The following is a 21,728-nucleotide window of genomic DNA, read 5'->3' as shown; positions in this document are numbered from 1 at the left end:
GACCCCGTGACCACCACCGCCGCCCCCTCCTCCGCCCTCGACACCGAGCGTGCCGACCTGCTCGCCGCGCTCGCGACCGCGCGCTCCGCCCTGACCGGGACCGTCCACGGGCTCGACGACGAGCGGCTCGGCGAGCGCCCGACGGTCAGCGCGCTGTGCCTGGGCGGGCTGATCAAGCACGCCGCGTCCACCGAGGAGGAGTGGATGCGGTTCGTGACCGAGGGCCCGTCGGCGATGCGCTACGACCTGCCCGACGGCGTCACCTGGGCCGACTTCGCCGCCGGTACCGCACGCGAGTTCCCGCAGTGGGCGATCGACCACCAGAACGACTTCCAGATGCTGCCCGGCGATACCCTGGCCGGGGTCCTCGCCCGTTACGAAGAGGTCGCCGCCCGCACCGAGGAGACCATCGCCGCCGTCCCCGACCTGTCGGCGACGCACCCGTTGCCGGAGGCCCCCTGGCACGAGCCGGGATCGGTGCGCAGCGTGCGCCGGGTGCTGATGCACCTCATCGCCGAGACCGCCCAGCACGCCGGACACGCCGACATCCTGCGCGAGACGCTCGACGGCCGGAAGTCGTCCTGAGCGCACCGGGGCCGATCCCCCGCAGGTGAGCGCGGAAACCGAGGCCTGGAGCACCCGCCTCCAAGGGCTTCAGGCCTCGTCCGCCCCGGTCTTCGACCCCGGTCCCGGCAGCACGTCGACGTCGGTGGCGTGCATCGGCCGGCCGCACTCCGAGCAGTGCGGTTCGACATGGGAGATCCGGCCGCAGGCGTGGTGCCGGTAGAGCACGGGCGGCCCCGCCTCCCCTGCCGTCCAGCGGTCCCCCCATCGCGCCATCACCAGGAGCAGGTCGCAGAGCTCCTCGCCCTTGGCCGTCAGCGCGTACTCGTGGCGCGGCGGCCGGCTCGAGTACTCCCGGCGCTCCAGGACGCCGTTCTCGACCAGCCATTTCAGCCGTTCGGCGAGCACCTTGCTGGAGATCCCCAGATCGCGCTGGAGTTGCTCGAAGCGGTTCATGCCGACGTAGACGTCGCGCAGGATCAGCGGGGACCACGGCTCTCCGACGACGTCGAGCGTACGGGCGATCGAGCAGGCCATGTCTCCGAACCGGGTTCGCTGCATGGGGACATTCTAGGCCCAGTTACTTCCCTGAAGGAAGTCGCTCGGGGTAGGCTCCCACCCAGTCCCTTTCTTCAAGAAAGTAACTGGAGGATCAGGTCATGGAGTCACCTCGGATCGTCTCGGAACAGCAGTGGCAGGCCGAGCGGGAGGCACTGCTGGTCAAGGAGAAGGAGCTCACCCGCGCGCTGGACGCCCTGGCCGCCGAACGGCGCCGGATGCCGATGGTCCGCGTCGGCGCGGAGTACCGGTTCCAGGGCCCCGACGGCCCCGCGAGCCTGCTCGACCTGTTCGACGGGCGCAGCCAGCTCATCACGTACTGCTTCATGTGGCACGGCCCCGACGACGTCTGCTCGGGATGCGCGATGTTCACCGACAACATCGGGCACCCGGCCCACCTGCACGCCCGGGACGTCTCGCTGGCCCTGGTGTCCCGCGGCCCCCTGGACGAGATCACCCGGGTCAAGCAGCGCATGGGCTGGACGATCCCGTGGTTCTCCTCGCTGGGGAACGACTTCAACACCGATGTCGGAGCCGGCGACGGATTCGCCCTCAACGTCTTCCTGCGCGACGGCGACGAGGTCTACCGCACCTACTCCACCACGGGGCGGGGCGTCGAGCGCCTCGGAAGCAACTGGACCTTCCTGGACCTGACCCCCTTCGGCAGGCAGGAGACCTGGGAGGACTCCCCCGCCGGCCGGCCCCAGACCCCGCCCTACGGCTGGTGGCGCCTCCACGACGAGTACGGCGACGACCGTCCGCGACGCTCCTGAGCACCAGAGGGCGTCACCGCGAGATGAGCCTGACCACCGGGTACTCCTGGCCGGACTTGTGCTGGTATTTCTCCATACGGGGCTGAGCGGCGGCGATGCGCTTCCACGCCCGCTCGCGCTCGGCGCCTTCGAGCACACGCGGCTCCACCGGCACGGCGTCACGGCCGGGCAGCTCGACCGCCGCCCGGTCGGGGCGCCCCATCAGGTTCAGGTGCCAGTCCGGGTGACCGCCCTTGCCTCCCGACGCGACGACCAGCCAGGCGCCCTCGCCGTCGGCGAACCACGCCACGGGCGTCTCCCGCAGCACGCCGCTCCGGCGGCCCGCCGTGTGGAGGATCAGGATCTCCATCCCCATGAACGCCCCGCGCCCGCCGCGGACCTTACGGATCATGCGAGCGTTCGCGCGGTGCTGCATCCACCGGGAGAACGCTCCGTGCCCTCTACGGCTTTGCGTCTTCTGTCCACCTGACAACGGTCTCCTCCAGTCGCTCGTTTCGATGACTTCGCGTTCACGCTAGGGACGGAGGCATCCGGAGGGCTTCTCGATTCCTGACCGATCCGGTCACTCCCTGCCGTTTTCCTCGGGGGGCCACGGGTATCGCCGGAACGTAACGGGGGACTCTTCGGGGGGAGAGCGATGCAGCCGTACGTTGTGGCCGCTGCGTATCTGGGGCTGCTCGGCGTCCTCGTGACGGCCGGTTACGCCTTCTCGTCCGCGGTGGGGCTGCCGGAGGCCGTTCGCTCCGAACCGTTCCTGTCGGGAGGGGCTCCTCAGGAGCATGCCGTGTCCCGCTACCACGTGCGCTGGTACGCGCTGACGATGGTCTTCCTGGCCTTCGACATGGAGATGGTCTTCATGTACCCGTGGGCGGTGGTGGTCTCGGCCGTCGGCGCCACAGCGGTGGTGGAGATGTTCGTCTTCCTGGCGCTGATCCTGGTCGGGGTGCTGTACGCCTGGCGGGAAGGCGCGCTGCGGTGGGCCTGATCTCCCGGTTGTCGTGCTTCGCCGCCGGGCGGCCTCCCTTCTTCGTCGTCACGGCGGCAGGGGGGACGGCCGCCCGGCTCGGGGTCGAGGCCGAGGCGCGCGAGCGGGGCTGGCGAAGCGTCGCGTCTCCGGCGGCGTGCTCGGTCCTGGTGGTCTGCGGGGAGCCCGGACCGGACCTGGAACAGGCCGTCGAACGGGTGTGGCGCCAGATTCCCCGGCCCCGCGCCCTGGTCCGGGCTTCCGTTCCCGGGCGAGAGCATCTCATCACGCTCCTGGACCGGGCGGAGCACGAGCTGGCGGCCCCTGACCGCCGGGACTCCGGGGATCACGCGGCGGAAGGACACGAATCCGGCGACGAGCCGGGGATGGCGGACCGGGAGGCCGACCGTGACGGGCTCAAGCTGGACGTGCTCCACGTGCAGCTCGGCCCGGTGCTGGCGGACTGGCCGGCGGGCCTGGTCGTCCGGGCGGTGATGCAGGGGGACGTCGTGCAGCGGGCCGAGGTGGCGACCGCTGAGGGGACGGGCCGCGGGTCGTTCTGGACGGAGCCCTGGACGGCGGCCCGGACCGGAGACCCGGTGGCACGCGGTACCGCGGAGCGGCGCGGAGCCGCACGCTCCCTGGACACCTTGGGACGGCTCCTGGCCGTGGCGGGCTGGGATCGGATGTCCGCCCAGGCCCGGTGGCTGCGGGACGACCTGCTGGCCGACCACCCGTCGGAGCGGCTCACCGCACGATTCGAACGGCTGTCGGACTCCGTCGGACGTTCCCGGACGCTGCGCTGGATGCTGCGCGACCTGGGGCCGGTAACCGCGCCGCCCGCCCGGCTCGCAGGAGACGCCGCGGACCGGTTGCACGCGCTGCTCGCGGAGGCCGGAACGGCCATGGGGCTGCTCGACGATCCCACTCCCCTGGACCCGGGCAACGAGGCACATGATGCGCCGGACACGGCGCCGGTGTCGCTGCTGCCGGACCTGCTGGCGGGCGCCGATCTGGGTGCGGCCCGGCTGATCGTGGCGAGTCTGGACCCTGATCTCGACCGACCCGCGGCGTCGGCGACCCATGGGTGAGCCGGGGGCGGTGTGGGCGGTCGCCGTGCTGCCGCCGGTGGTGGCCGGGCTGGCGCTGGGGGCGGCCGGGTGGGATTCCGTTCTGGCCGCGCGGGACGCCGGTCGCGGCCGTGCGCTGCGGGCCGCCGCCGATCCGCTGCGGGAGGCGGCACGGCTGCTGCTGCGTCCCCCGCGCACCGTGGCGGCCGCCGACCGGCTGCTGCTGAGAGCAGGTGTGGTGCTGCTTCCGGCCGTCGCGCTGCTGGCCGCCATGGTGGTGCCGCTCGGGAACGCGATGGTGATGGATCCGGCGGTCGGCGTGGTGTGGTTCAACGCCGTGGAGGTGGCCGTCTGGGCGGCGGTGTGGCTGGTCGGCTGGGGTTCGAACTCGGCGTTCGGCCTGGTCGGCGGGTACCGGTTCCTGGCGCAGGGGCTGGCGTACGAACTGCCGCACATGTTCGCGCTCACCACCGTGGGGCTGGGCGCGCAGTCGTTGCGGGTCGGCGAGATCGTGCAGGCGCAGCAGGGGTTGTGGTTCGTGGTGTGGATGCCGGTGGCCTTCGCCGTCTACCTGCTGTCGGTGCTGGCCATGGCGTTCTGGGGGCCGCTGGCCCATCCCGTCGCGGACGACGCCGCGGGCGGCGCGGCGGTGGAGCTGTCGGGGCCGGACCGGCTGTTCTTCCTGGCCGGACGGTACGCGCTGCTGGCGGTGGCGGCGGCGTTCGCGGTGCCGCTCTTCCTGGGCGGCGGTGCCGGTCCGCTGCTGCCCGCCTGGGCGTGGTCGCTGGTCAAGACGGCCGTGGTGCTGGGCGGGCTGGTCTGGGCGGGCCGCCGTTTCCCGGTGGTGCGGATGGACAGGTTCGCCGAGGCGGCGTGGACGGTGCTGATCCCCGCCGTGCTGGTGCAGATGCTCGTGGTGGGGATCGCCGTTCTGTGAGGAGCCGCCGGTGGGCGTCGTGGTGTTCTGGGTGCTGGCGGCGGGTGCCGTGGCGGGCGGGATCGCGGTGTTCGCCGTCGATTCCATGGCCCGCGCCACCTTCGCGCTGCTGCTGTCGTTCCTGTGCGTCGGCGCGGAACTGCTGCTGATCGGCCTGCCCTACCTGGGCCTGCTGGTGGTGCTGATGATGATCATGGAGATGCTGATCATGGCGGTGTTCATGGTCATGTACATGATGAACCCGGCGGGGCTGATGCCGATGACGATGGTGCACAACCGCCGCGGCTCGGCGGCCGTCTCCGCCGCGGTCTTCGCCGCGCTGGCCGCCGGGGCGCTCCTGACGCCCTGGCCGGAGCGCAGGGGGGTCCCCGCGCACGACACGACCTTCGCCCTCGGCGAGGCGGTCATGGGGCCGAAGATGGCGGTGATGATGCTGGTCGGCGTCGCCATCCTGGCCACCATGATCACCTCGGTCGTGCTCGCGACCGGCCGGGGCCGCTACGACCGCCACGGCGACCGGCTGGACGCGCGCCGCCCCGCCGATCCCGGCAGGGGTGCGCCGTGACCCTGCAGGCGTTCCTCCTGACCGCCTCCGCGCTGTTCGCGACCGGCCTGTACGGGGCGCTGTCCCAGCAGTCGATCGTGATGGTGATGATGGGCCTGGAGCTCATGGTCAACGCGATCGTGCTGGCGGGCGCGGCGTTCTGGTACCACGTGACGCCCGGAACCGCCGACGGGCAGGTCCTCGTCCTGGTGGCGATCACCGTGATGGCGCTGGAGATGGCGACGGGCTTCGCCGTCGTCACCGCTTTGTTCCGCGCCCAGGAGGTCGACATGACCGAGGGCGCGGGAGAACTGAAGGAGTGAGCGGCGCGCTGGGGTGGGCCCTTCCCGCACTGCCGACGGTGGCGGGCGGGCTGCTGGCGGTGGGCGGGAGACGGGCCGACCGCCCGGCTCCCGCGGTGGCGGTGGCGGTGGCCGCCGTCACGGCGGGGCTGGCGGTCGCGGCGGCGCTGCTGCGGCCCTCGGTCGAGGCTCCGATGCTCGCCGGGCTGCCGGTCGGCATGGCCGTGGACGGGATGTCGTCGGTGCTGGTGGTGACGGTGTCGGCGGTGACCCTGGCCGTCCTGGTCTTCGCCGCCGGGGAGATGCCGCCGAGCGCCCGCTTCCACGGTCTGATGCTGGTGTTCTCCGGCGCGATGCTGGTCACCGTCACCGCGACCGACCTGCTGCTGCTCCTCATGGCCTGGGAGGTCATGGGCGCGATGTCGTACGCGCTGATCGGCTTCTGGTGGCGCGAGGACGGCAGGGTGCGCTCGGCGGACACCGCGTTCCTCACCACCCGGACCGGGGATCTCGGCCTGTACCTGGCCGCGGGCGCCGCCTTCGCCGGAGCCGGGACGCTGTCTCTCGACGGGCTGGAAGCGACCGCCGGGCCCTGGCGGAACGTGGTGGCCGCGGGCCTGCTCGCAGCTGCGCTCGGCAAGTCGGCGCAGCTGCCGTTCTCGTTCTGGTTGTCGCGCGCGATGGCGGGCCCCAGCCCGGTCTCCGCGCTGCTGCACTCGGCGACCATGGTCGCCGCCGGTGCCTACCTCCTGCTGCGGACGCAGCCTCTGCTCGCCGCCACGGGATGGGCGGCGCCGGCGGCCGCCTGGGCGGGGGCGGCCACGGCACTGCTGCTGGGCACCGTGGCCCTGGCCCAGTCCGACCTCAAGCAGCTGCTGGCGGCCTCGACCTCGGCGCAGCTCGGTTTCATGGTGCTGGCGGCGGGGACCGGCGCGGTGGCCGGAGGCACGGCGCACCTGGTCGCGCACGCGGCGGTCAAGAGCCTGCTGTTCCTGGTGGCAGGGGCGTGGCTGGCCGCGCTCGGCACCAAGGACCTGGGCAGGCTGCACGGCGTCGCCCGCCGGCATCCCTTCGTCGGCGCCATGTTCACGGTGGGGGCGCTGGCCCTGGCCGGAATTCCGCCGCTGTCCCTGTGGATCACCAAGGACACCGTGCTGGACGCCGCCCTCCGCACCTCATGGCCGCTGTACGCGGTCGGCCTGGCGGCCACGGTGCTGTCGGCGGCGTACGCGGCCAAGGCGATGCTCCTCGTCTGGCTGCCCGCCGACGACGAGACCTCCGCCACCACGCGTGCCATCTCACCGCTGGAGAAGGCACCGCTGCCCCCGCTCGCCCTGGTCGCCGCGGGTTTCGGGCTGGTCGTGGTGTTCTGGACGCCCTGGCACCGGCTGGTCGGCGGCCCGCCCGAACCCCCGCCGGCGCTGACGGGGCTCGCCGCCTCGGCCGTCCTGGTGCTCATGACGTTCTCCTGGGCGGTGCGCCGCTACGTTCGCGGGTCCCTCCAGCCCGTCGTCATGACGGGTCCGCGGTGGGCGTCATCGACCGCCGTGAACTGGCTGCACCTGGAACGGGCGGTGTCGGCCGTGATCGTGCGGCCCGTCCTGGCGCTGGCCGGAGCGCTCGCCCGTTTCGACGACCGGATCGTCGACGGCGCCGTCCGGGCGTCGGCCGCGGCCGCGCTGCGCGCCTCCTCCCCCGTCGCCCGGCGGATCGAGGCCGGGGTGGACGGCGCGGTGCACGCGATCGCCGCCTCGGGGATCCGGGCGGCCGCGTTCAGCGTGCGCCGGGCGGAGAGCCCGGTCGACTCCGTGGTGCGGGGCGTCGGCTCGGCGGCCAGGCGGCTCGGCCGGCTGGCGCGCCGCCCGCAGACCGGGCAGGTGCACATCTACTACGTCCAGGCCGTCGTCCTGCTGTTCGCGCTGGCCGCCGTCCTCGTCCTGCTGGGGTGACCGTGCTGAACCTGGTGATCTTCCTGCCGCTGGCCGGCACGCTGGCCCTGCTCGTCCTGCCCCGCCTGGGCGAGCGCGCCGCCGGCGCGTTCTGGATCACGGTCACCGCCCTCGACCTGGCGCTGGTCCTGGTGTTGTGGGCCACCTACGGCGGCGGCATGGACCACGAGACGCGAGTGCGCTGGATCCCCTCGGTCAACGCCTCCTACCATGTGGGCGTCGACGGGCTGTCGCTGCCGATGCTGGCGCTCACCTCCCTGCTGTTCCTGGTCTGCGCCGTCTACTCCCTCGGCCGCGGAAGGGCGTTCGCCGCGCTGTTCCTCTTCCTGCAGAGCGTCTGCCTGGGCCTGTTCTCGGCGCTCGACCTGCTGCTGTTCTTCGTCTTCTTCGACCTGTCGATCGTCGGCATGTACTTCGTCATCGCGGGCTGGGGGCACGGCGACCGGCTGCGGTCGGCGCTGAAGTTCTTCCTCTACACCTTCCTCGGCTCACTGGCCCTGCTGCTGGGCTTCATCGGCCTCTACCTGGGATCCGAGCCGCACACCTTCGACATCGTCGACCTGACGGCCGAGCCGCCGCTGAAGGACTCGCCCGGCACCGCAGCGCTGGTGCTGCTGGCGGTCGGGATCGGGCTGGCCGTCAAGACGCCCACCGTGCCGGTGCACACCTGGCTGCCGCCCGCGCACACCGACGCCCCCGCGGCGGGCTCGGCGATCCTGGCCGGTGTCCTGCTGAAGATGGGCGTCTACGGCATGCTGCGCATCGCGATGCCGATGCTGCCGGAGGCCTGGCGCCGCTACGCGGGGGTGATCCTCGTGATCGGCCTGGTCGGCGCCGTCTACGGGGCGCTGGTGGCGCTCGCCCAGGAGAACGTCAAACGGATGATCGCCTACACCTCGGTCAGCCACATGGGCTACATCGTGCTCGGCCTGGGCGCCGCCGGGATGGCGGGCGACGCCGCCGCCCACCGGCTGGCGGTGGCGGGCGGCGTGACCCAGATGGTCAGCCACGGGCTGCTCACCGGTGCGCTGTTCCTGCTGTCCGGGGTGTTCTACGACCGCGCCGGCGCCTACGACATGGGCCGCTACGGAGGGATCGCCCGCAACGCCCCGGTGTTCGCGGGCCTCACCGCGATCGCCGCGTTCGGCGCCTTCGGGCTGCCCGGCCTGTCGGGCTTCATCGCCGAGTTCCAGATCTTCACCGGCACGATCGGCGGCGGCGGTACGGCGACCGCGGTCGCCGGGGCGCTGGCGCTGCCGGGCATCCTGCTCACCGCCGCCCTGTTCCTGCGGATGCTGCACCGCACGATGCTCGGCGGTCCCGGCCCGGACACCGGCAGGGTCACCGACCTGCGCGCCGCCGAGACCACCGCGGTCGTGCCGCTGCTGGCGCTCTCCCTGCTCATCGGCATCGCCCCCCGGTTCCTGCTGGACGTGATCGAGCCCGCCTCCGCCGTCCTGGTGTCGCTGGTGTCGCGATGATGCGGGAGAACCCGGCCGACCTGCTGCCCGAGCTGCTCTTCCTGGGCGCCGCGGTGTGCGGGCTCGTGGCGGGGCTCTGGCTGCCGCGCGACCGGCAGCGGATCGTCGCCGCCGTCTGCGCCGCCGGGCTGGCGGGAGCGCTGGCCGCCACGGCGCTGGCGGCGCGCGGCCCGGAGATGACGGCGTTCGAGGCCTTCGCGCTCGACCCGGTCACCCACGCCGTACGCGCCGTCGTGGCGGTCTCGGCGCTGCTGGTGCTCGGCCTGGCCGGGCCGCTGCGCGGGCACCCCCGGGAGACCGAGCTGTACGTGCTGGTGCTGCTGGCCTCGCTGGGATCGGTCATGATGGCCGCCGCCTCGGACCTGCTGGTCCTGATGGCCGCCTACCTGCTGGCGAGCATCCCCGGGTACGCCCTCGCCGGGTTCGCCAAGGACGCCCGCGGCACCGAGGCCGCGCTGAAGTACTTCCTGATGGGTGCGCTGCTGGGCATCTCGATGCTGACCGGGATGACGATGCTGTACGGCGCCGGGCGCGGCACCGCCTACCCGGTGCTGGCCGACGGCCTGGCCGCCGCACCGGGGGGCGTGGTGGCCGCCGGGACCGTGGCGCTGCTCGCCGGGCTCCTGTTCAAGGCCGGAGCGGTGCCCGCCCAGTACTGGGTGCCCGACGTGACCGAGGGCGCGCCTCCCGTCGTCGCGGCGTTCGTCACCACCGTTCCCAAGATCGGCGGGCTCGCCGCCGTGTTCCGGCTGGCCTCGGAGGTGCTGGACCGCACGGCGGCCGACTGGCGGGTCCTGGTCGCGGTGCTGGCCGCCGCCACCATGACGCTGGGCAACCTCGCCGCCTTCGGGCAGGACAACGTGCGGAGGCTGCTGGCGTACTCGACGGTCAGCCAGGCCGGCTACCTGCTGGTGCCGGTCGTGGTGGCGGGCGACAGCGGCCTGGCCGAACCCGCGCTGCTGTTCTACCTGGCCGCCTACGCCGTCACGAACCTCGGCGCCTTCGCCGTGGTCATCGCCTGGGGCGCCGACGACCTGACCGGCTACACCGGCCTGGCCCGCCGCGCCCCCTGGCTGGCCCTCTCCCTGGTGGTCTGCCTGCTCGGGCTGATCGGCACCCCGCCCACCGCCGTGTTCGTCGGCAAGCTCCTGGTCTTCGGAGCGGCCCTGGACGGCGGCTACGCCTGGCTCGCCGTGGTCATGGCCGTCAACACCGTCGCCAGCGTCTTCTACTACCTGCGCTGGGTCGTCCCCCTCTACCGCGCGCGGTCCCCCTTCCCCCGTACTCCGCACCGCACAGCCACATCACTCGCCATCACGGCCGCGGGACTCTCCCTCGCCCTGGGCGTCGCCAGCGGAGCCGCGCTCGCCCTGTGACGGTGCGGCGGCGCCGTCCTGGCCGAGGCCCTCCAGGAACCGCCGCTGGTCTTCCAGGAATCCGTCAGCGAAGAGCCGGCGAGGCGAGAAGAGCGCGGTGAGCACGGTCCTGACGTCCGACCGCTCGATGGACCACCTGAGCAGCGAGTGCGCCGCGTCCGGGTAGCGTTCGACCTTCAACGGGCCTTCCCCGGCCAGCACCTCGCGGTAGACGCGCTCGGTGTCGGCCGTGTCCACGTTCATGTCGTGGCCCGCGAGGGCGAGCAGCACCGGTACGCCGCGCAGCTCGCGAAGGTCCCGCGTCGCGTCCGCGGTGTGGTTCTTGGAGATGAAATTCCAGCGGGCGGAGGTCATGCCGTCCGTGTCGCCGTCCATGGCCTCGACGTACTCCTCGAAGGTCGCGCGGCGTTCCAGCAGCCGGCGGATGGCGTCGCTCTTCGCGGTCTCGGTCTTGATGCGTGCCGGGGAGGCGCCGTCGGCGCGCAGCTCGGCGAGGAGGTTGTAGCGGCCCTGCCGGAGCCAGTTGACCGCGGGCGAGACGGCGATGGCGAAGCGCACGGGCGTCCTTGCCGCGATCTTCGGCAGGACCCAGCCCGCCTGGCTGGCGCCCCAGAGCCCGATCCGGTCCCCGTCGATGTCGGGGCGGGCGCGGGCCCAGGCGATGGCGGCGGCCGCCTCGTCCGCCCGGTCGTCCATGGACTGGTCGAGCCAGTCGCCGGGAGCGCCCGCGACGCCGGGCTTGTCCCAGGACAGGGAGGCGTACCCGGCCCTGGCGTTCGCCTCCCACAGGGGCCGGTAGCCGCCTTCGTGAGCGGCGTCGACGGGACCGTCACCGTGGACGTACACGACCAGGCCGTGGCGTGCGCGGCCGTCCTCGGGGACGGTCAGCACGCCGTTGAGCGTGTGGCCGCCGTGGCGGATCGAGACGCGCCGCTCGTCCATGTCGTAGGTGTTCTGCCACAGCACCACGCCGCCGAGACCGCAGACCGCGGCCAGGACCGTGATGAGCGGCCGCACGGCGACGCGGAGCCCGCGACGCCGGGTCCCTGCCTGTTCCGGCTCGGTGCCGGGTGCCTCTGGACGGGTTCGCATGGCGGCGAAACTATCATTGGATGTACGATCGTGTGCAATACGATAGTTTTGGACTTGAGAGCTGGCGAAAGGTCACGGCATGGGAGGCGACACGGCGGACCTCGGACCGGTCGTGGTCCGGCGGGGTGTTCCGGCGGGATCCGAACGGCGGGCGGCCGAGCTGTACTGGGAGGCCTTCGGCCGCAAACTCGGACCCGCTCTGAACCCGCCGGACAAGGCGGTGCCCTTCATCGCCGCCCATCTCCACGCCGACCGCGCGGTCTGCGCGCTTCTCGGCGGACGGCTCGTCGGTCTCGCCGGATACCAGCTCGACGGCCGGTCGCTGACCGGCGGATCGGCCTCCGCCGTGCTGCGCGCGTACGGCCGCGTGCGAGGGCTGCACCGGCTCCTGATCCTCGCCCTGTTCGAACGCCGCCCGGCGCCCCGGCAGCTCGTCATGGACGGCATCGCCGTGGACCCGGACATGCGCGGCCGCGGCGTCGGCGGCCTGCTCCTCGAAGAGGTGGCGGCCCTCGCGGCGGAGCGGAGCTGCCGTGAGGTGAGGCTGGACGTGATCGACACCAACCCGCGGGCCAGGGCCCTGTACGAGCGGCGCGGCTTCACGGCCGTACGGACCGAGCAGACGCCCTGCCTGCGCGGGCTGCTGGGCTTCGGCGCGGTGACCACCATGCGCCGCGCCGTCGCGGCGAGCGGGCGGTGAACGCCGTGACCGACCGGGTCGAGGTCCCCACCCGCATGCTCGTCCACGCGCTCATCCGCGAGGACGGCACGGTCGACGCCGACGAGCTCTACACCGTCGCCGCCACCCTGGGCATGAGCGACCAGCAGGTGCGGCTCTGCGTCAAACGCCTGGTCGCCGAGGGCCGCTTCACCCATGAGGGCCGCGGCCGCAAAGCGCTGCTGCACGCCACCGAGGCCACCACGCGGGCCCTCGTTCCCAACGCGGACTTCCTCCGGCACGCGTTCCGCCAGGACGCCGGGCACTCCCCCTGGGACGGCGTCTGGCACCTGGCGGCCTTCGCGGTGCCCGAATCGGCGCGCACCACCCGGGACGCCCTGCGCGAGACCCTCGTCCGCCTCGGCGGCTCCGCGCTCCAAGGCGGCCTGTACGTCTGCGCCAACGCCTGGGAGCCGTACGTCGAGGACGCGGCCCGCCGCCTCGACGCCCACGGCTCGCTCGCCCTCCTCACCACGACGGACCTGCGCAGAGGCGACACCCGCGACCCCGTCGAGCTCGCCCGCGACCTGTGGCCCCTGCCGGAGATCGCCGCCCGCTACAACCGCCTCGTCCACGTCGCCCGCCACCGCCTCGACCGGCTCACCGCCCCCGACGGCCTCGCCCCGTCCGAACGGCTCACCATCGCCGTGGAGCTGGCCGCCGAACTCACCCGCGCCATGGAACCCGACCCGCTGCTGCCGCCCCAGCTCCTCCCCCGGCCCTGGCCCGGCTCCCTGGCACGGGAGCTCGCCGCCCGGTGCTGGACGGCGCTGCACGAACGAGAACACGGCGAGACCCACCCGGCCGTCTTCCGCATCTACGCCGACATCACCCGCGAAGCGGCGGACCAGGCCGGACCCTGAAGGCAGAGCGGACGGCGCAGTTCATACGCCGGTCCGCGCGAGAGGCGGCCTGGACCACCCGTGTCCCAGGCCGCTTCTCCCGCTCAGCTCACCAGGCCTTGCCGGCCTGCTCCCGGTTCGTGTGGTTGATCCGGTTGAAGAAGTTGGTCAGCGCGATGTTCAGGGTGATCGCGCCCAGCTGCCTCTCGTCGAAGCAGGCGGAGGCGGCGTCCCAGATCTCGTCGGTCACGCCCGGAGCGCCGTCCTGGATGCGAGTGGCGGCCTCGGTCAGGGCGAGCGCCGCCCGCTCCCCCTCGGTGAAGAAGGGGGTCTCCCGCCAGGCGACCACGTTGTGCAGCCGCTCGTCGGTCTCGCCGTGCTTCCGAGCCGCGGCGGCCCCGGCGAACACACACGGGCTGCAGCCGTTGATCTGGCTGGCCCGCAGGTGGACCAGGTCCAGCACGAGCGGGTCGACGCCACCGGCGTACATCACCTTGTAGAGCTGCTGGATCGCGGTGAGCACCTCGGGACTCGCCGGGCTCTTCATACGTGCTTCCATCGGTTCTGCTCCTTCGTCGGTTACCTGCGCCCTTCCGGGCCCGTCATCACCCATGACGGAGCAGAACCGAGGAAGGTAACAACATGTCCGACACCGACCAGACCGATCCGATGGCCGAGGCGTTCGAGGGCCAGCGCGGGCGGTTGCGCGCGGTCGCCTACCGCATGCTCGGATCGCACGCCGACGCCGAGGACGTGGTCCAGGAGGCCTGGCTGCGGCTCTCCCGCCAGGACACGGCGGCCATCCACAACCTTTCCGGCTGGCTGACCACGGTCGTCGGCCGGATCAGCCTCGACGTCCTGCGGTCGCGCCAGACCCGCCCCGAGGCGTCCTACGACGACCGGCTGCCCGAGTTCGTGGTGACGGCCGACGACGGCCCCGCGCCGGAGGACGACGTGGCGCTCGCCGACTCGGTCGGGCTCGCGCTCCTCGTCGTCCTGGACTCGCTCAAGCCGGGCGAACGGCTGGCGTTCGTGCTGCACGACCTGTTCGCGGTGCCGTTCGACGAGATCGGCCGGATCCTCGGCAGGTCCGCCGACGCCGCCAAGATGCTCGCCAGCCGCGCCCGCAGGAAGGTGCGGGCGGCCGAGCGGCCCTCGTCCGCCGGACGGGAGCAGCGGCAGGTGGTCCAGGCCTTCCTGGCGGCGGCCCGCCACGGCGACTTCGAAGGGCTGCTGCGCGTGCTCGACCCCGAGGTGAGGCTGACCGTCGAGGCGCCCGACGGCGTCGCCGTCGCCCTCGGCGCCACCAAGGTCGCCGCCGGAGCACGGCTGTCCGCCGGAGCGGCCGCCCAGGGACGAGCGGTGCTCGTCAACGGCCTCCCCGGAATCCTCTCCTGGCACGAGGACGGCACCCCGCTCTCGGTCATCGCGTTCACCGTCGCCGACGACCGGATCACCGACATCACGATCGTGATCGACCCCGCCAAACTCGCATCGATGGACCTGCCGTCCCCCGACCGCATCACCACCGCGACGAGCACACGGCCCCCATCGGCCGACCGGCCGCGCTGAAGCCGACGGGCGTCACGCAGAACCTCGGACTTTGCAAGGATCCCGCCCATGAGTTCTCCAGCCTGGAGCACGCACGGAATCGTGTCGTCCTCCCGCAGCGTGACCAAACGTTTCCCGGAAGGCGGACGGGAGGCGTGTGAGCGGGAGTGGCGAGCCCTGGAGCTACTGGCCACCCACGCACCGGGGCTGGCCCCCGAACCCCTGCGCCTGGACCTGGCGGCCGAGCAGCCGACCGTGGTGATGTCACGGCTGCCCGGCGAACCGCTGCGCGGTGCTCCATTGACCGAGCAGAAGGTCAAGGCGCTGGCGGCGGCGGTGCGCAGGTTGCACGGCGCGGTGCCGCCGGACGTCCTGGCCGGTCTTCCGCTGCGGCCCGGCCACCAACGGGAGATCCTGGCATGGCTCCGAGACCGGGCGTCCGCGGCCTCCGGCGTCTCTCTTCCCGGCACCGTGCGACGGGCCCTGGATCGCGGGCTGGCGTGGTTGGACCGTTCGGGCCTGCGGGCCGCGGAAGTGCCGGACGTCGCACCGGTCTTCGGGCCCGGAGACGGCAACATCGCCAACTACCTGTGGGACGGGCGCCGCGTCCAGGTGGTGGACTTCGAGGAATCCGGCCGCAGCGACCGGGCCTTCGAGCTGGCCGAGATCACCGAGCACGTGGCCGCCTGGGTGGAGCACCCCTTGGACGTCCCGCTCTTCCTGGCGCAGTTCGACCTCACACCGGCCGAGACCGCCCGGCTGCGGGACTGCCGCAGGCTCCTGGCACTCGTCTGGCTGCTCCTGCTCGCCTTCGACCAGGGGAGGAACCCCGCCGGCACCGCCGAACGCCAGGCCGAACGCCTGACCCGGCTGCTCGCCTGAGCCGACCGCCTGCGAGGGGCCGACCCCGGTCCGGGCGCCGACGCGCTCCTGAGCCGCGAGATGCCGCAGGCCGTGCCGCTGCGGGGGATCAACGAGATAACGTACGGCGGCATGGGCACGACTGTGGAGAAACGCCTCGAGTCCGGATTGCCGGACGTACGGCGGCGGCGGCTCGCGGGTCTGGGCGCGCTGGTGGCGGGTCTCGTGGTCGCGGCGGTGATGTCGCTGGCCGTCGGTACGCGCGCGCTGAGTCCCGCCGAGGTGTGGCATGGATTGTTCGCCGCACCGGACCCCGACCAGCGGCTCACCGAGATCCGGCTCATCGTGCAGACGGTGCGGGTGCCGCGGACCGTGCTCGCCATCGTGGCGGGCATCGCCCTGGGGGTCAGCGGGGCGCTGATCCAGGGGCACACGCGCAACCCGATCGCCGACACGGGGCTGCTGGGGATCAACACCGGCGCCTCGTTCGCCGTGGTGTCGGTGATCGCCCTCTTCGGGTTCACCGACCCGTTCCAGTACGTCTGGTTCGCCTTCCTCGGCGCGGCGGGCGCCGGTGCCGTGGTGTTCGGGCTGGCGAGCATCGGCCGGGGGGCGGGCAACCCGCTGACGCTCGCGCTGGCCGGGCAGGGGGTCACGGTGTTCCTGCTCGCGATGACCACGGCGGTCGCGCTGTCGGACCAGGCGTCCCTGAACGCGCTGCGGTTCTGGAACGCGGGCTCGGTGGCCGGAGCGGGGTTCGACGTCATCTGGCCGGTGACGGGGTTCATCGTGGTCGGGCTGGTGCTGGCACTGGCCACGCTGCCCGCCGTCAACCTGCTCAACCTGGGCGACGACGTGGCCCGGGGGCTGGGCGTGAACATCGCGCTGAGCCGGACCGTCGGCATCGCCGCCATCACCCTGCTGGCCGGCGCGGCGACGGCGGCGTGCGGCCCCATCGCGTTCCTGGGGCTCATGGTGGCCCACGTGTCACGGTCCATCACCGGGCCGGACTACCGCTGGTCGGTGCCGTACGCGGGTCTGCTCGGCGCCCTCATCCTGCTGGCCTGCGACATCCTCGGGCGCGTGGTGGCGCGGCCGGGCGAGCTGCAGTCCGGCATCGTCGTCGCCCTCGTCGGCGCCCCGTTCTTCGCGGTGCTGGTGTGGCGCGGGAAGTTGAAGAAGGCATGAGCGGGACAACTGTGAAGAGGCCGGTCGCACCGGGAGTGCGGCTCGGCCCCGTGTCGTTCGTGTGGCGCCCCTGGATGGTCTCCTCCGTGCTGCTGCTGTCGGCGGCGACCTTCCTGGTGTTCTGCGTGTCCATCGGCGTCGGGGACTTCCCCATCGGACTGCCCCAGGTGATCGCCACGATCTTCGGGCGGGGCGAGCAGGTCGACGAGTTCGTGATCATGGATCTGCGGATGCCGCGCGCCCTGGTCGGGCTCATCGTGGGCGTCGCGCTGGGGATGTCCGGGGCGATCACGCAGTCCATCGCGCGCAACCCCCTGGCCAGCCCGGACATCCTGGGGATCATCCCGGGCTCGAGCGCGGCCGCGGTGTTCCTGGTGACGGCGTCGGGCGGGGCCGCCGCGGCGATCGCCGGCTCGGTGAGCCTGACCGCGGCGGCGCTCGCGGGCGGGCTCGGCACCGGGCTGCTGGTGTACTTCCTGGCGTGGCGGCGCGGGATCGACGGCTTCCGCCTCATCCTCATCGGCATCTCGGTGAGCGCGGTGATGGAGGCGATCACGACCTGGCTGCTGGTCAGGGCCGACATCCATGACGTGACCCGGGCGCAGGTGTGGCTGGTCGGCTCGCTGGACGCCCGTTCGTGGAGCGAGGTCTGGATGGCGCTGTGGGGCACGCTCGCCCTGCTGGCCGTCATGGCGTACGTCGCGTTCCAGCTCAGGCCGATGCACTTCGGCGACGAGATAGCGGCGGGCCTGGGCGTGCGGTACTCGCCGGTGCGGGCGGTCCTGCTGCTGTGCGCGGTGCTGCTGGCCGGGGTGGCGGTGAGCACGGCGGGCCCCATCCCGTTCGTCGCGCTGGTGGCCCCGCAGGTGGCGATGCGCCTGACGAGGTATCCGACACCGCCGCTGGTGGCCTCCGGGCTGGTGGGCGCGCTGCTGCTGATCGGCGCGGACCTGGTGGCGCGCACGGCGCTTCCGGTGGCCCTGCCCGTCGGCATCGTCACCGCCGCGGTCGGCGGCCCCTTCCTGGTCTACCTGCTGGTACGGGCGAACCTCAGGAAAGGGATGTGAAGGGTAGGCTAGCCTAAGTAAAGTAGATCTCGTGACCCCTCAGCGCAGCACCACCGAGGTCGAACTCGGGCTCAAGGACGTCTCGCGGCTTTCGGCCAGGGGCGTCACCGTCGGATACGGCGGCCGTGTCGTCATCGACGACCTCGACGTGGCGATCCCGCCAGGGGTGATCACCACGATCATCGGCCCCAACGGCTGTGGGAAGTCCACCCTGCTGCGGACCTTGTCGCGGCTGCTCAAACCGGCCAGGGGAACGGTCGTGCTGGACGGCGAGGACATCGCCCGGCTCAGGACCAGGGACGTGGCCAAGAAGCTCGGCCTGCTGCCGCAGGCCCCCGTCGCGCCGGAGGGGCTGACGGTGGCCGACCTGGTCGCCCGGGGCCGCCATCCGCACCAGAGCTGGCTGCGGCAGTGGTCGTCGGACGACGCCGACGTCGTGGAGCGCGCGCTGGCGATGACCGGGGTGTCCGACCTGGCCGACCGCCCGGTCGACGCGTTGTCCGGCGGGCAGCGCCAGCGCGTCTGGATCTCGATGACGCTGGCCCAGGGCACCGACCTGCTGCTGCTGGACGAGCCGACCACCTACCTCGACCTGGCGCACGCGCTCGACGTGATCGACCTGGTGGACGACCTGCACGAGTCGGGGTGCACCGTGGTCATGGTGCTGCACGACCTCAACCTCGCCGTCCGCTACAGCGACAACCTGATCGTGATGAAGTCGGGCGCGATCCTGGCGCAGGGCCACCCGCGAGAGGTGGTCACCGCCGAGCTGCTGCACGAGGCGTTCGGGCTGCGTGCCCGGGTGATCGACGACCCGGTGAGCGACCGTCCGCTCATCGTGCCGATCGGCCGCGCCCACGTTCACGCCCCCCTCGACAAAAAGTAAGGTTAGCCTTGCCTAATCTCTGCGTGTTAGGGTTTGCCTGCCCTGGGGGCTGGGCTGCCAAATGAACAGGACGAGAGCAAGGGATTCCGCATGTTTCTGCAGAGAAAGACAATGACGACGACCTTGCGAAGGGTCGCGGCGGCGTTGTCGGCGGCCACCCTCAGCGTCGGCCTCCTCGCCGGATGCGGTTCCGACTCGACGGACAAGACCGCCGAGAGCGCTCCGACCGCCACCGGCGGCACGTTCCCCGTCACCGTGGAGCACGCGTTCGGGTCCACGGAGGTCACCAAGGAGCCCCAGCGGGTCGTCTCCGTCGGCTACACCGACGACCAGAACATCCTGGCGTTCGGCATCAAGCCGGTCGGCATGGTCGACCAGTACCCGAACCCGGCGGGCCAGTCCCCCGACATCAACACCCAGTGGCCCTGGGTGAAGGACAAGTGGGGCGACACCCGCCCCGAGGTCATCATGAACAACGGCGACCCCGGCCCGAACTACGAGAAGATCGCCGCCCTGCGTCCCGACCTGATCATCGCGGTCTACTCCGAGATCGACCAGGCCGCCTACGACAAGCTCTCCAAGATCGCCCCGACGGTGGGCCGCACCAAGGGCGAGGCCGAGCCGTTCAGCGCGCCGTGGCAGGACAACACGGTGCACATCGCCAAGGCGCTCGGCCGGGAGGCCGAGGGCGCCAAGCTGGTGCAGGGCATCCAGGACAAGCTCGACGCGGTCCGCAAGGAGCACCCGGAGTTCGCCGACCAGACCGCCGTCGCGCTGTCGTGGTACAAGAACGCCATCTCGCCGTTCACCACCACCGACGTCCGCGGGCAGATGCTGACGGGCATGGGCTTCAAGGGCGCGACGGAGATCGACGAGATCGCGGGCGGCAGCTTCTCCACCACGCTGTCCCCCGAGCGCATCGACCTGATCGACGTGGACCGCATCTTCGTCATCAACGACCAGGCGGACCAGGACGCGCTGAAGAAGTTCGAGCTGTTCGCCAACCTGTCCGCGGTCAAGGACGGCAAGGTGTCGTACCTGCTGGACAGCGAGGGGCCGGCGATCGGCGCGGCCGTGTCGCAGAGCACCCTGCTGTCCCTTCCGTACGCGATCGACGAGATCGTCAAGTCGGTCGGCTAGAGAGGTCCGTGACGTGTCCCATCCCCGAAACCCCGCGGTCCGAGCGTGAACGGCACCGCGACACGCGAGGCGCCGGCCATCCTGCGCACGGCGACCGGACGCGAGGCCACCCGGTGGGTGGCGGCGCACTGCCGCGAAAGGCCTGGGCTGACGGCCTCCACCGTGCTCACCACGGTGGCCGGGGCGGCGCTCCAGGTGCTGCCGGTGCTCCTGCTCGGCCGGGTGGTCGACGGGGTGGTCGGGGGCGAGTCACGTTCGATCCTGGTCACGGTCGGGGTCCTGATGGTGGCCGCCGCGCTGCTCGGCGCGGCGGCCACCGCCGCTTCCACGTACCTGATCGGACGGCTCGGCGCGGACCTGCTCGCACGGCTGCGCGAAGGCGCCGTCCGGGCGGTGCTGGGCATGCCGAGCGCGCGGATCGAGCAGGTCGGCCGGGGCGACGTGCTGTCCCGGGTCGGCGACGACGTGGCGGTCATCTCCAAGGGCATCCGGACGGCCGTCCCCACGGTGTTCTCGGCCGGGGTGCTGGTCGCCATCGCCACGGTCGGCATGTTCGGGCTGGACTGGCGGCTCGGCCTGGCCGGCGCCGGCGCGCTGCCCGCGTACGCGCTGGCCCTGCGCTGGTACCTCCCCCGGTCCGCCCCGCTGTACCAGCGGCAGCGGGAGGCACAGGCCGACCGCGCGCAGGCGCTGATCAGCGGCCTGAACGGCATCGACACGGTCCGCGCCTACCGCCTCGAGGACTCCTTCCGCGAGAAGGTCACCACCGAGTCGTGGCGGGTGCGCGACCTCGGCATCGAGGTGTTCCGGTTCTTCGGCCGGTTCGTCGGCAGGGAGAACCGCGCCGAGTTCATCGGCCTCGTCCTGATCATCGTGACGGGGTACTTCCTGCTGGAGGCCGACGCCGCCACGCTGGGCGACGTGTCGGCGGCCCCGCTGCTGTTCCACCGGCTGTTCACGCCGCTGGGCTCCATCATGTTCACCTTCGACGAGGCGCAGAAGTCGGGCGCGAGCCTGACCCGGCTGGTCGGTGTGCTGGGCGAGGCCACGGAGGAACGGCTGGTGGGCGACGCCGCCGTCGCTCCGGCCGCGGCAGGGGCGTACCCGGTGACGGTGGAGGGGCTGACGTTCGGCTACCCCGGCTCCGAGGAGCCGGTCCTGCGGAACGTCGACCTGGCGATCCCGGCGGGCGGTTCGCTCGCGCTGGTGGGCGCGACGGGCGCGGGCAAGTCGACGCTGGCCGCGCTGATCGCGGGCATCGGCACTCCGCAGGCCGGGTCGGTGCGCATCGGGCGGACCGACCTCGCCGGGCTGGACGAGGCCGAGGCGCGGGCGCTGGTGAGCATCCTGACGCAGGAGACGCACGTGTTCTCCGGCCCGCTCGCCGACGACCTGCGGCTGGCCGCGCCGGAGGCGACCGACGCCGAGCTGATGGACGCGTTGCACACCGTCGGCGCCGGCACGTGGGTCGCGGAGCTGCCCGACGGGCTGGACACCGTGGTCGGCGAGGGCGGCGAGCGCCTGGACGGCACCAAGGTCGCCCAGATCGCGCTGGCCCGGCTGGTGCTGGGCCGGTCGCCGGTGGTGGTGCTGGACGAGTCGACCGCGGAGGCCGGCAGCCAGGGCGCCGCCGAGCTGGAGCGGGCCGTGCTGGCCGCGTGCCGGGGCCGCACCACGCTGTTCGTGGCGCACCGGCTGACCCAGGCGATGGCGGCGGACCGCATCGCCGTGCTCGACGCGGGACGCGTCGTGGAGCAGGGGACGCACGAGGAGCTGGTGGCGCTGGAGGGCGGGTACGCCCGGCTGTGGAGCGCGTGGCGAGAGGGTAGTGCGGAAAGGTCAACTTAGGTTAGGCTAACCTTCAT

General features: G+C 72.5%; 23 protein-coding genes. 19 read left to right on the top strand and 4 right to left on the bottom strand.

The window, feature by feature from the left end; genetic code table 11:
* Positions 1–6: 6 nt before the first annotated feature.
* Positions 7–585 (top strand): DinB family protein, encoded by a 579-nt coding sequence (locus C2865_RS24220; protein ID WP_106400855.1) that lies wholly within the window; start codon positions 7–9, stop codon positions 583–585.
* Positions 586–654: 69 nt separating this feature from the next.
* Here the strand turns inward: C2865_RS24220 and C2865_RS24215 are convergent, their stop codons facing one another.
* Complete coding sequence (locus C2865_RS24215) at positions 655–1,125, bottom strand: winged helix-turn-helix transcriptional regulator (protein ID WP_106400854.1); 471 nt, start codon at positions 1,123–1,125, stop codon at positions 655–657.
* 98 nt (positions 1,126–1,223) lie between these two features.
* On the opposite strand from C2865_RS24215, the gene C2865_RS24210 reads away from it, so the two are divergent.
* Positions 1,224–1,895, top strand: coding sequence for a DUF899 domain-containing protein (locus tag C2865_RS24210; protein WP_106400853.1), 672 nt, complete (start codon positions 1,224–1,226; stop codon positions 1,893–1,895).
* 13 nt (positions 1,896–1,908) lie between these two features.
* On the opposite strand, the gene C2865_RS24205 is transcribed toward C2865_RS24210, so the two are convergent.
* Positions 1,909–2,310: a nitroreductase family deazaflavin-dependent oxidoreductase gene (locus C2865_RS24205; RefSeq protein ID WP_106400852.1), complete on the bottom strand. Its 402-nt coding sequence runs from the start codon at positions 2,308–2,310 to the stop codon at positions 1,909–1,911.
* Positions 2,311–2,532: 222 nt separating this feature from the next.
* Here C2865_RS24205 and C2865_RS24200 point away from each other — a divergent pair, with 222 nt between their 5' ends.
* Genes C2865_RS24200 through C2865_RS24165 form a run of 8 tightly spaced genes read left to right on the top strand, consistent with a single transcriptional unit; the run spans position 2,533 to position 10,518 of the window.
* Positions 2,533–2,880: an NADH-quinone oxidoreductase subunit A gene (locus tag C2865_RS24200; protein WP_106400851.1), complete on the top strand. Its 348-nt coding sequence runs from the start codon at positions 2,533–2,535 to the stop codon at positions 2,878–2,880.
* On the top strand, positions 2,871–3,950 hold the full coding sequence (locus tag C2865_RS24195) for a hypothetical protein (RefSeq protein WP_106400850.1): 1,080 nt from the start codon (positions 2,871–2,873) through the stop codon (positions 3,948–3,950). The genes C2865_RS24200 and C2865_RS24195 overlap by 10 nt, the downstream gene beginning before the upstream one ends.
* The gene (locus tag C2865_RS24190) at positions 3,943–4,866 is read left to right on the top strand and encodes an NADH-quinone oxidoreductase subunit H (protein WP_106400849.1); all 924 of its coding nucleotides are present in this window, start codon (positions 3,943–3,945) and stop codon (positions 4,864–4,866) included. The genes C2865_RS24195 and C2865_RS24190 overlap by 8 nt, the downstream gene beginning before the upstream one ends.
* A gap of 10 nt (positions 4,867–4,876) precedes the next feature.
* The gene (locus C2865_RS24185) at positions 4,877–5,431 is read left to right on the top strand and encodes an NADH-quinone oxidoreductase subunit J (protein ID WP_106400848.1); all 555 of its coding nucleotides are present in this window, start codon (positions 4,877–4,879) and stop codon (positions 5,429–5,431) included.
* Complete coding sequence (gene nuoK / locus C2865_RS24180; protein WP_106400847.1) at positions 5,428–5,733, top strand: NADH-quinone oxidoreductase subunit NuoK; 306 nt, start codon at positions 5,428–5,430, stop codon at positions 5,731–5,733. Before C2865_RS24185 ends, nuoK begins: the two co-directional genes overlap by 4 nt.
* Positions 5,730–7,661 (top strand): NADH-quinone oxidoreductase subunit 5 family protein, encoded by a 1,932-nt coding sequence (locus tag C2865_RS24175; protein WP_106400846.1) that lies wholly within the window; start codon positions 5,730–5,732, stop codon positions 7,659–7,661. Before nuoK ends, C2865_RS24175 begins: the two co-directional genes overlap by 4 nt.
* Complete coding sequence (locus C2865_RS24170) at positions 7,658–9,142, top strand: complex I subunit 4 family protein (protein WP_232835794.1); 1,485 nt, start codon at positions 7,658–7,660, stop codon at positions 9,140–9,142. The genes C2865_RS24175 and C2865_RS24170 overlap by 4 nt, the downstream gene beginning before the upstream one ends.
* Positions 9,139–10,518, top strand: coding sequence for an NADH-quinone oxidoreductase subunit N (locus C2865_RS24165; protein ID WP_232835793.1), 1,380 nt, complete (start codon positions 9,139–9,141; stop codon positions 10,516–10,518). The genes C2865_RS24170 and C2865_RS24165 overlap by 4 nt, the downstream gene beginning before the upstream one ends.
* Here the strand turns inward: C2865_RS24165 and C2865_RS24160 are convergent.
* A complete protein-coding gene (locus C2865_RS24160; RefSeq protein ID WP_106400844.1) occupies positions 10,447–11,610 on the bottom strand; it encodes an alpha/beta hydrolase family protein in 1,164 nt (387 codons plus the stop codon). The genes C2865_RS24165 and C2865_RS24160 overlap by 72 nt on opposite strands.
* A gap of 79 nt (positions 11,611–11,689) precedes the next feature.
* Here C2865_RS24160 and C2865_RS24155 point away from each other — a divergent pair, with 79 nt between their 5' ends.
* Together C2865_RS24155 and C2865_RS24150 are read left to right on the top strand one after the other, a co-directional pair.
* Complete coding sequence (locus C2865_RS24155; protein WP_106400843.1) at positions 11,690–12,310, top strand: GNAT family N-acetyltransferase; 621 nt, start codon at positions 11,690–11,692, stop codon at positions 12,308–12,310.
* Positions 12,307–13,191: a PaaX family transcriptional regulator C-terminal domain-containing protein gene (locus tag C2865_RS24150; RefSeq protein ID WP_232835792.1), complete on the top strand. Its 885-nt coding sequence runs from the start codon at positions 12,307–12,309 to the stop codon at positions 13,189–13,191. Before C2865_RS24155 ends, C2865_RS24150 begins: the two co-directional genes overlap by 4 nt.
* An 88-nt stretch (positions 13,192–13,279) precedes the next feature.
* On the opposite strand, the gene C2865_RS24145 is transcribed toward C2865_RS24150, so the two are convergent.
* Complete coding sequence (locus C2865_RS24145) at positions 13,280–13,729, bottom strand: carboxymuconolactone decarboxylase family protein (protein ID WP_106400842.1); 450 nt, start codon at positions 13,727–13,729, stop codon at positions 13,280–13,282.
* An 83-nt stretch (positions 13,730–13,812) separates the two neighbouring features.
* Here C2865_RS24145 and C2865_RS24140 point away from each other — a divergent pair, with 83 nt between their 5' ends.
* The 7 genes from C2865_RS24140 to C2865_RS24110 all read left to right on the top strand — a co-directional run bounded on the left by C2865_RS24140 (position 13,813) and on the right by C2865_RS24110 (position 21,711).
* On the top strand, positions 13,813–14,742 hold the full coding sequence (locus C2865_RS24140) for a sigma-70 family RNA polymerase sigma factor (RefSeq protein WP_106400841.1): 930 nt from the start codon (positions 13,813–13,815) through the stop codon (positions 14,740–14,742).
* A 48-nt stretch (positions 14,743–14,790) separates the two neighbouring features.
* The gene (locus C2865_RS24135) at positions 14,791–15,603 is read left to right on the top strand and encodes a phosphotransferase family protein (protein ID WP_106400840.1); all 813 of its coding nucleotides are present in this window, start codon (positions 14,791–14,793) and stop codon (positions 15,601–15,603) included.
* Positions 15,604–15,714: 111 nt separating this feature from the next.
* Positions 15,715–16,770, top strand: coding sequence for a FecCD family ABC transporter permease (locus C2865_RS24130; protein WP_106401299.1), 1,056 nt, complete (start codon positions 15,715–15,717; stop codon positions 16,768–16,770).
* The gene (locus tag C2865_RS24125; RefSeq protein WP_106400839.1) at positions 16,767–17,837 is read left to right on the top strand and encodes a FecCD family ABC transporter permease; all 1,071 of its coding nucleotides are present in this window, start codon (positions 16,767–16,769) and stop codon (positions 17,835–17,837) included. The genes C2865_RS24130 and C2865_RS24125 overlap by 4 nt, the downstream gene beginning before the upstream one ends.
* Positions 17,838–17,868: 31 nt before the next feature.
* Positions 17,869–18,723, top strand: coding sequence for an ABC transporter ATP-binding protein (locus tag C2865_RS24120; RefSeq protein WP_106400838.1), 855 nt, complete (start codon positions 17,869–17,871; stop codon positions 18,721–18,723).
* A 111-nt stretch (positions 18,724–18,834) separates the two neighbouring features.
* On the top strand, positions 18,835–19,863 hold the full coding sequence (locus tag C2865_RS24115) for an iron-siderophore ABC transporter substrate-binding protein (protein WP_232835791.1): 1,029 nt from the start codon (positions 18,835–18,837) through the stop codon (positions 19,861–19,863).
* Between the two features lie 45 nt (positions 19,864–19,908).
* Complete coding sequence (locus C2865_RS24110; RefSeq protein WP_106400836.1) at positions 19,909–21,711, top strand: ABC transporter ATP-binding protein; 1,803 nt, start codon at positions 19,909–19,911, stop codon at positions 21,709–21,711.
* Positions 21,712–21,728: the final 17 nt, after the last annotated feature.

The organism is Actinocorallia populi, assembly GCF_002995495.1.
GTDB classification, from domain to species: Bacteria; Actinomycetota; Actinomycetes; order Streptosporangiales; family Streptosporangiaceae; genus Actinocorallia; species Actinocorallia populi.
This window is presented reverse-complemented; position numbering and strand designations above follow the sequence as displayed.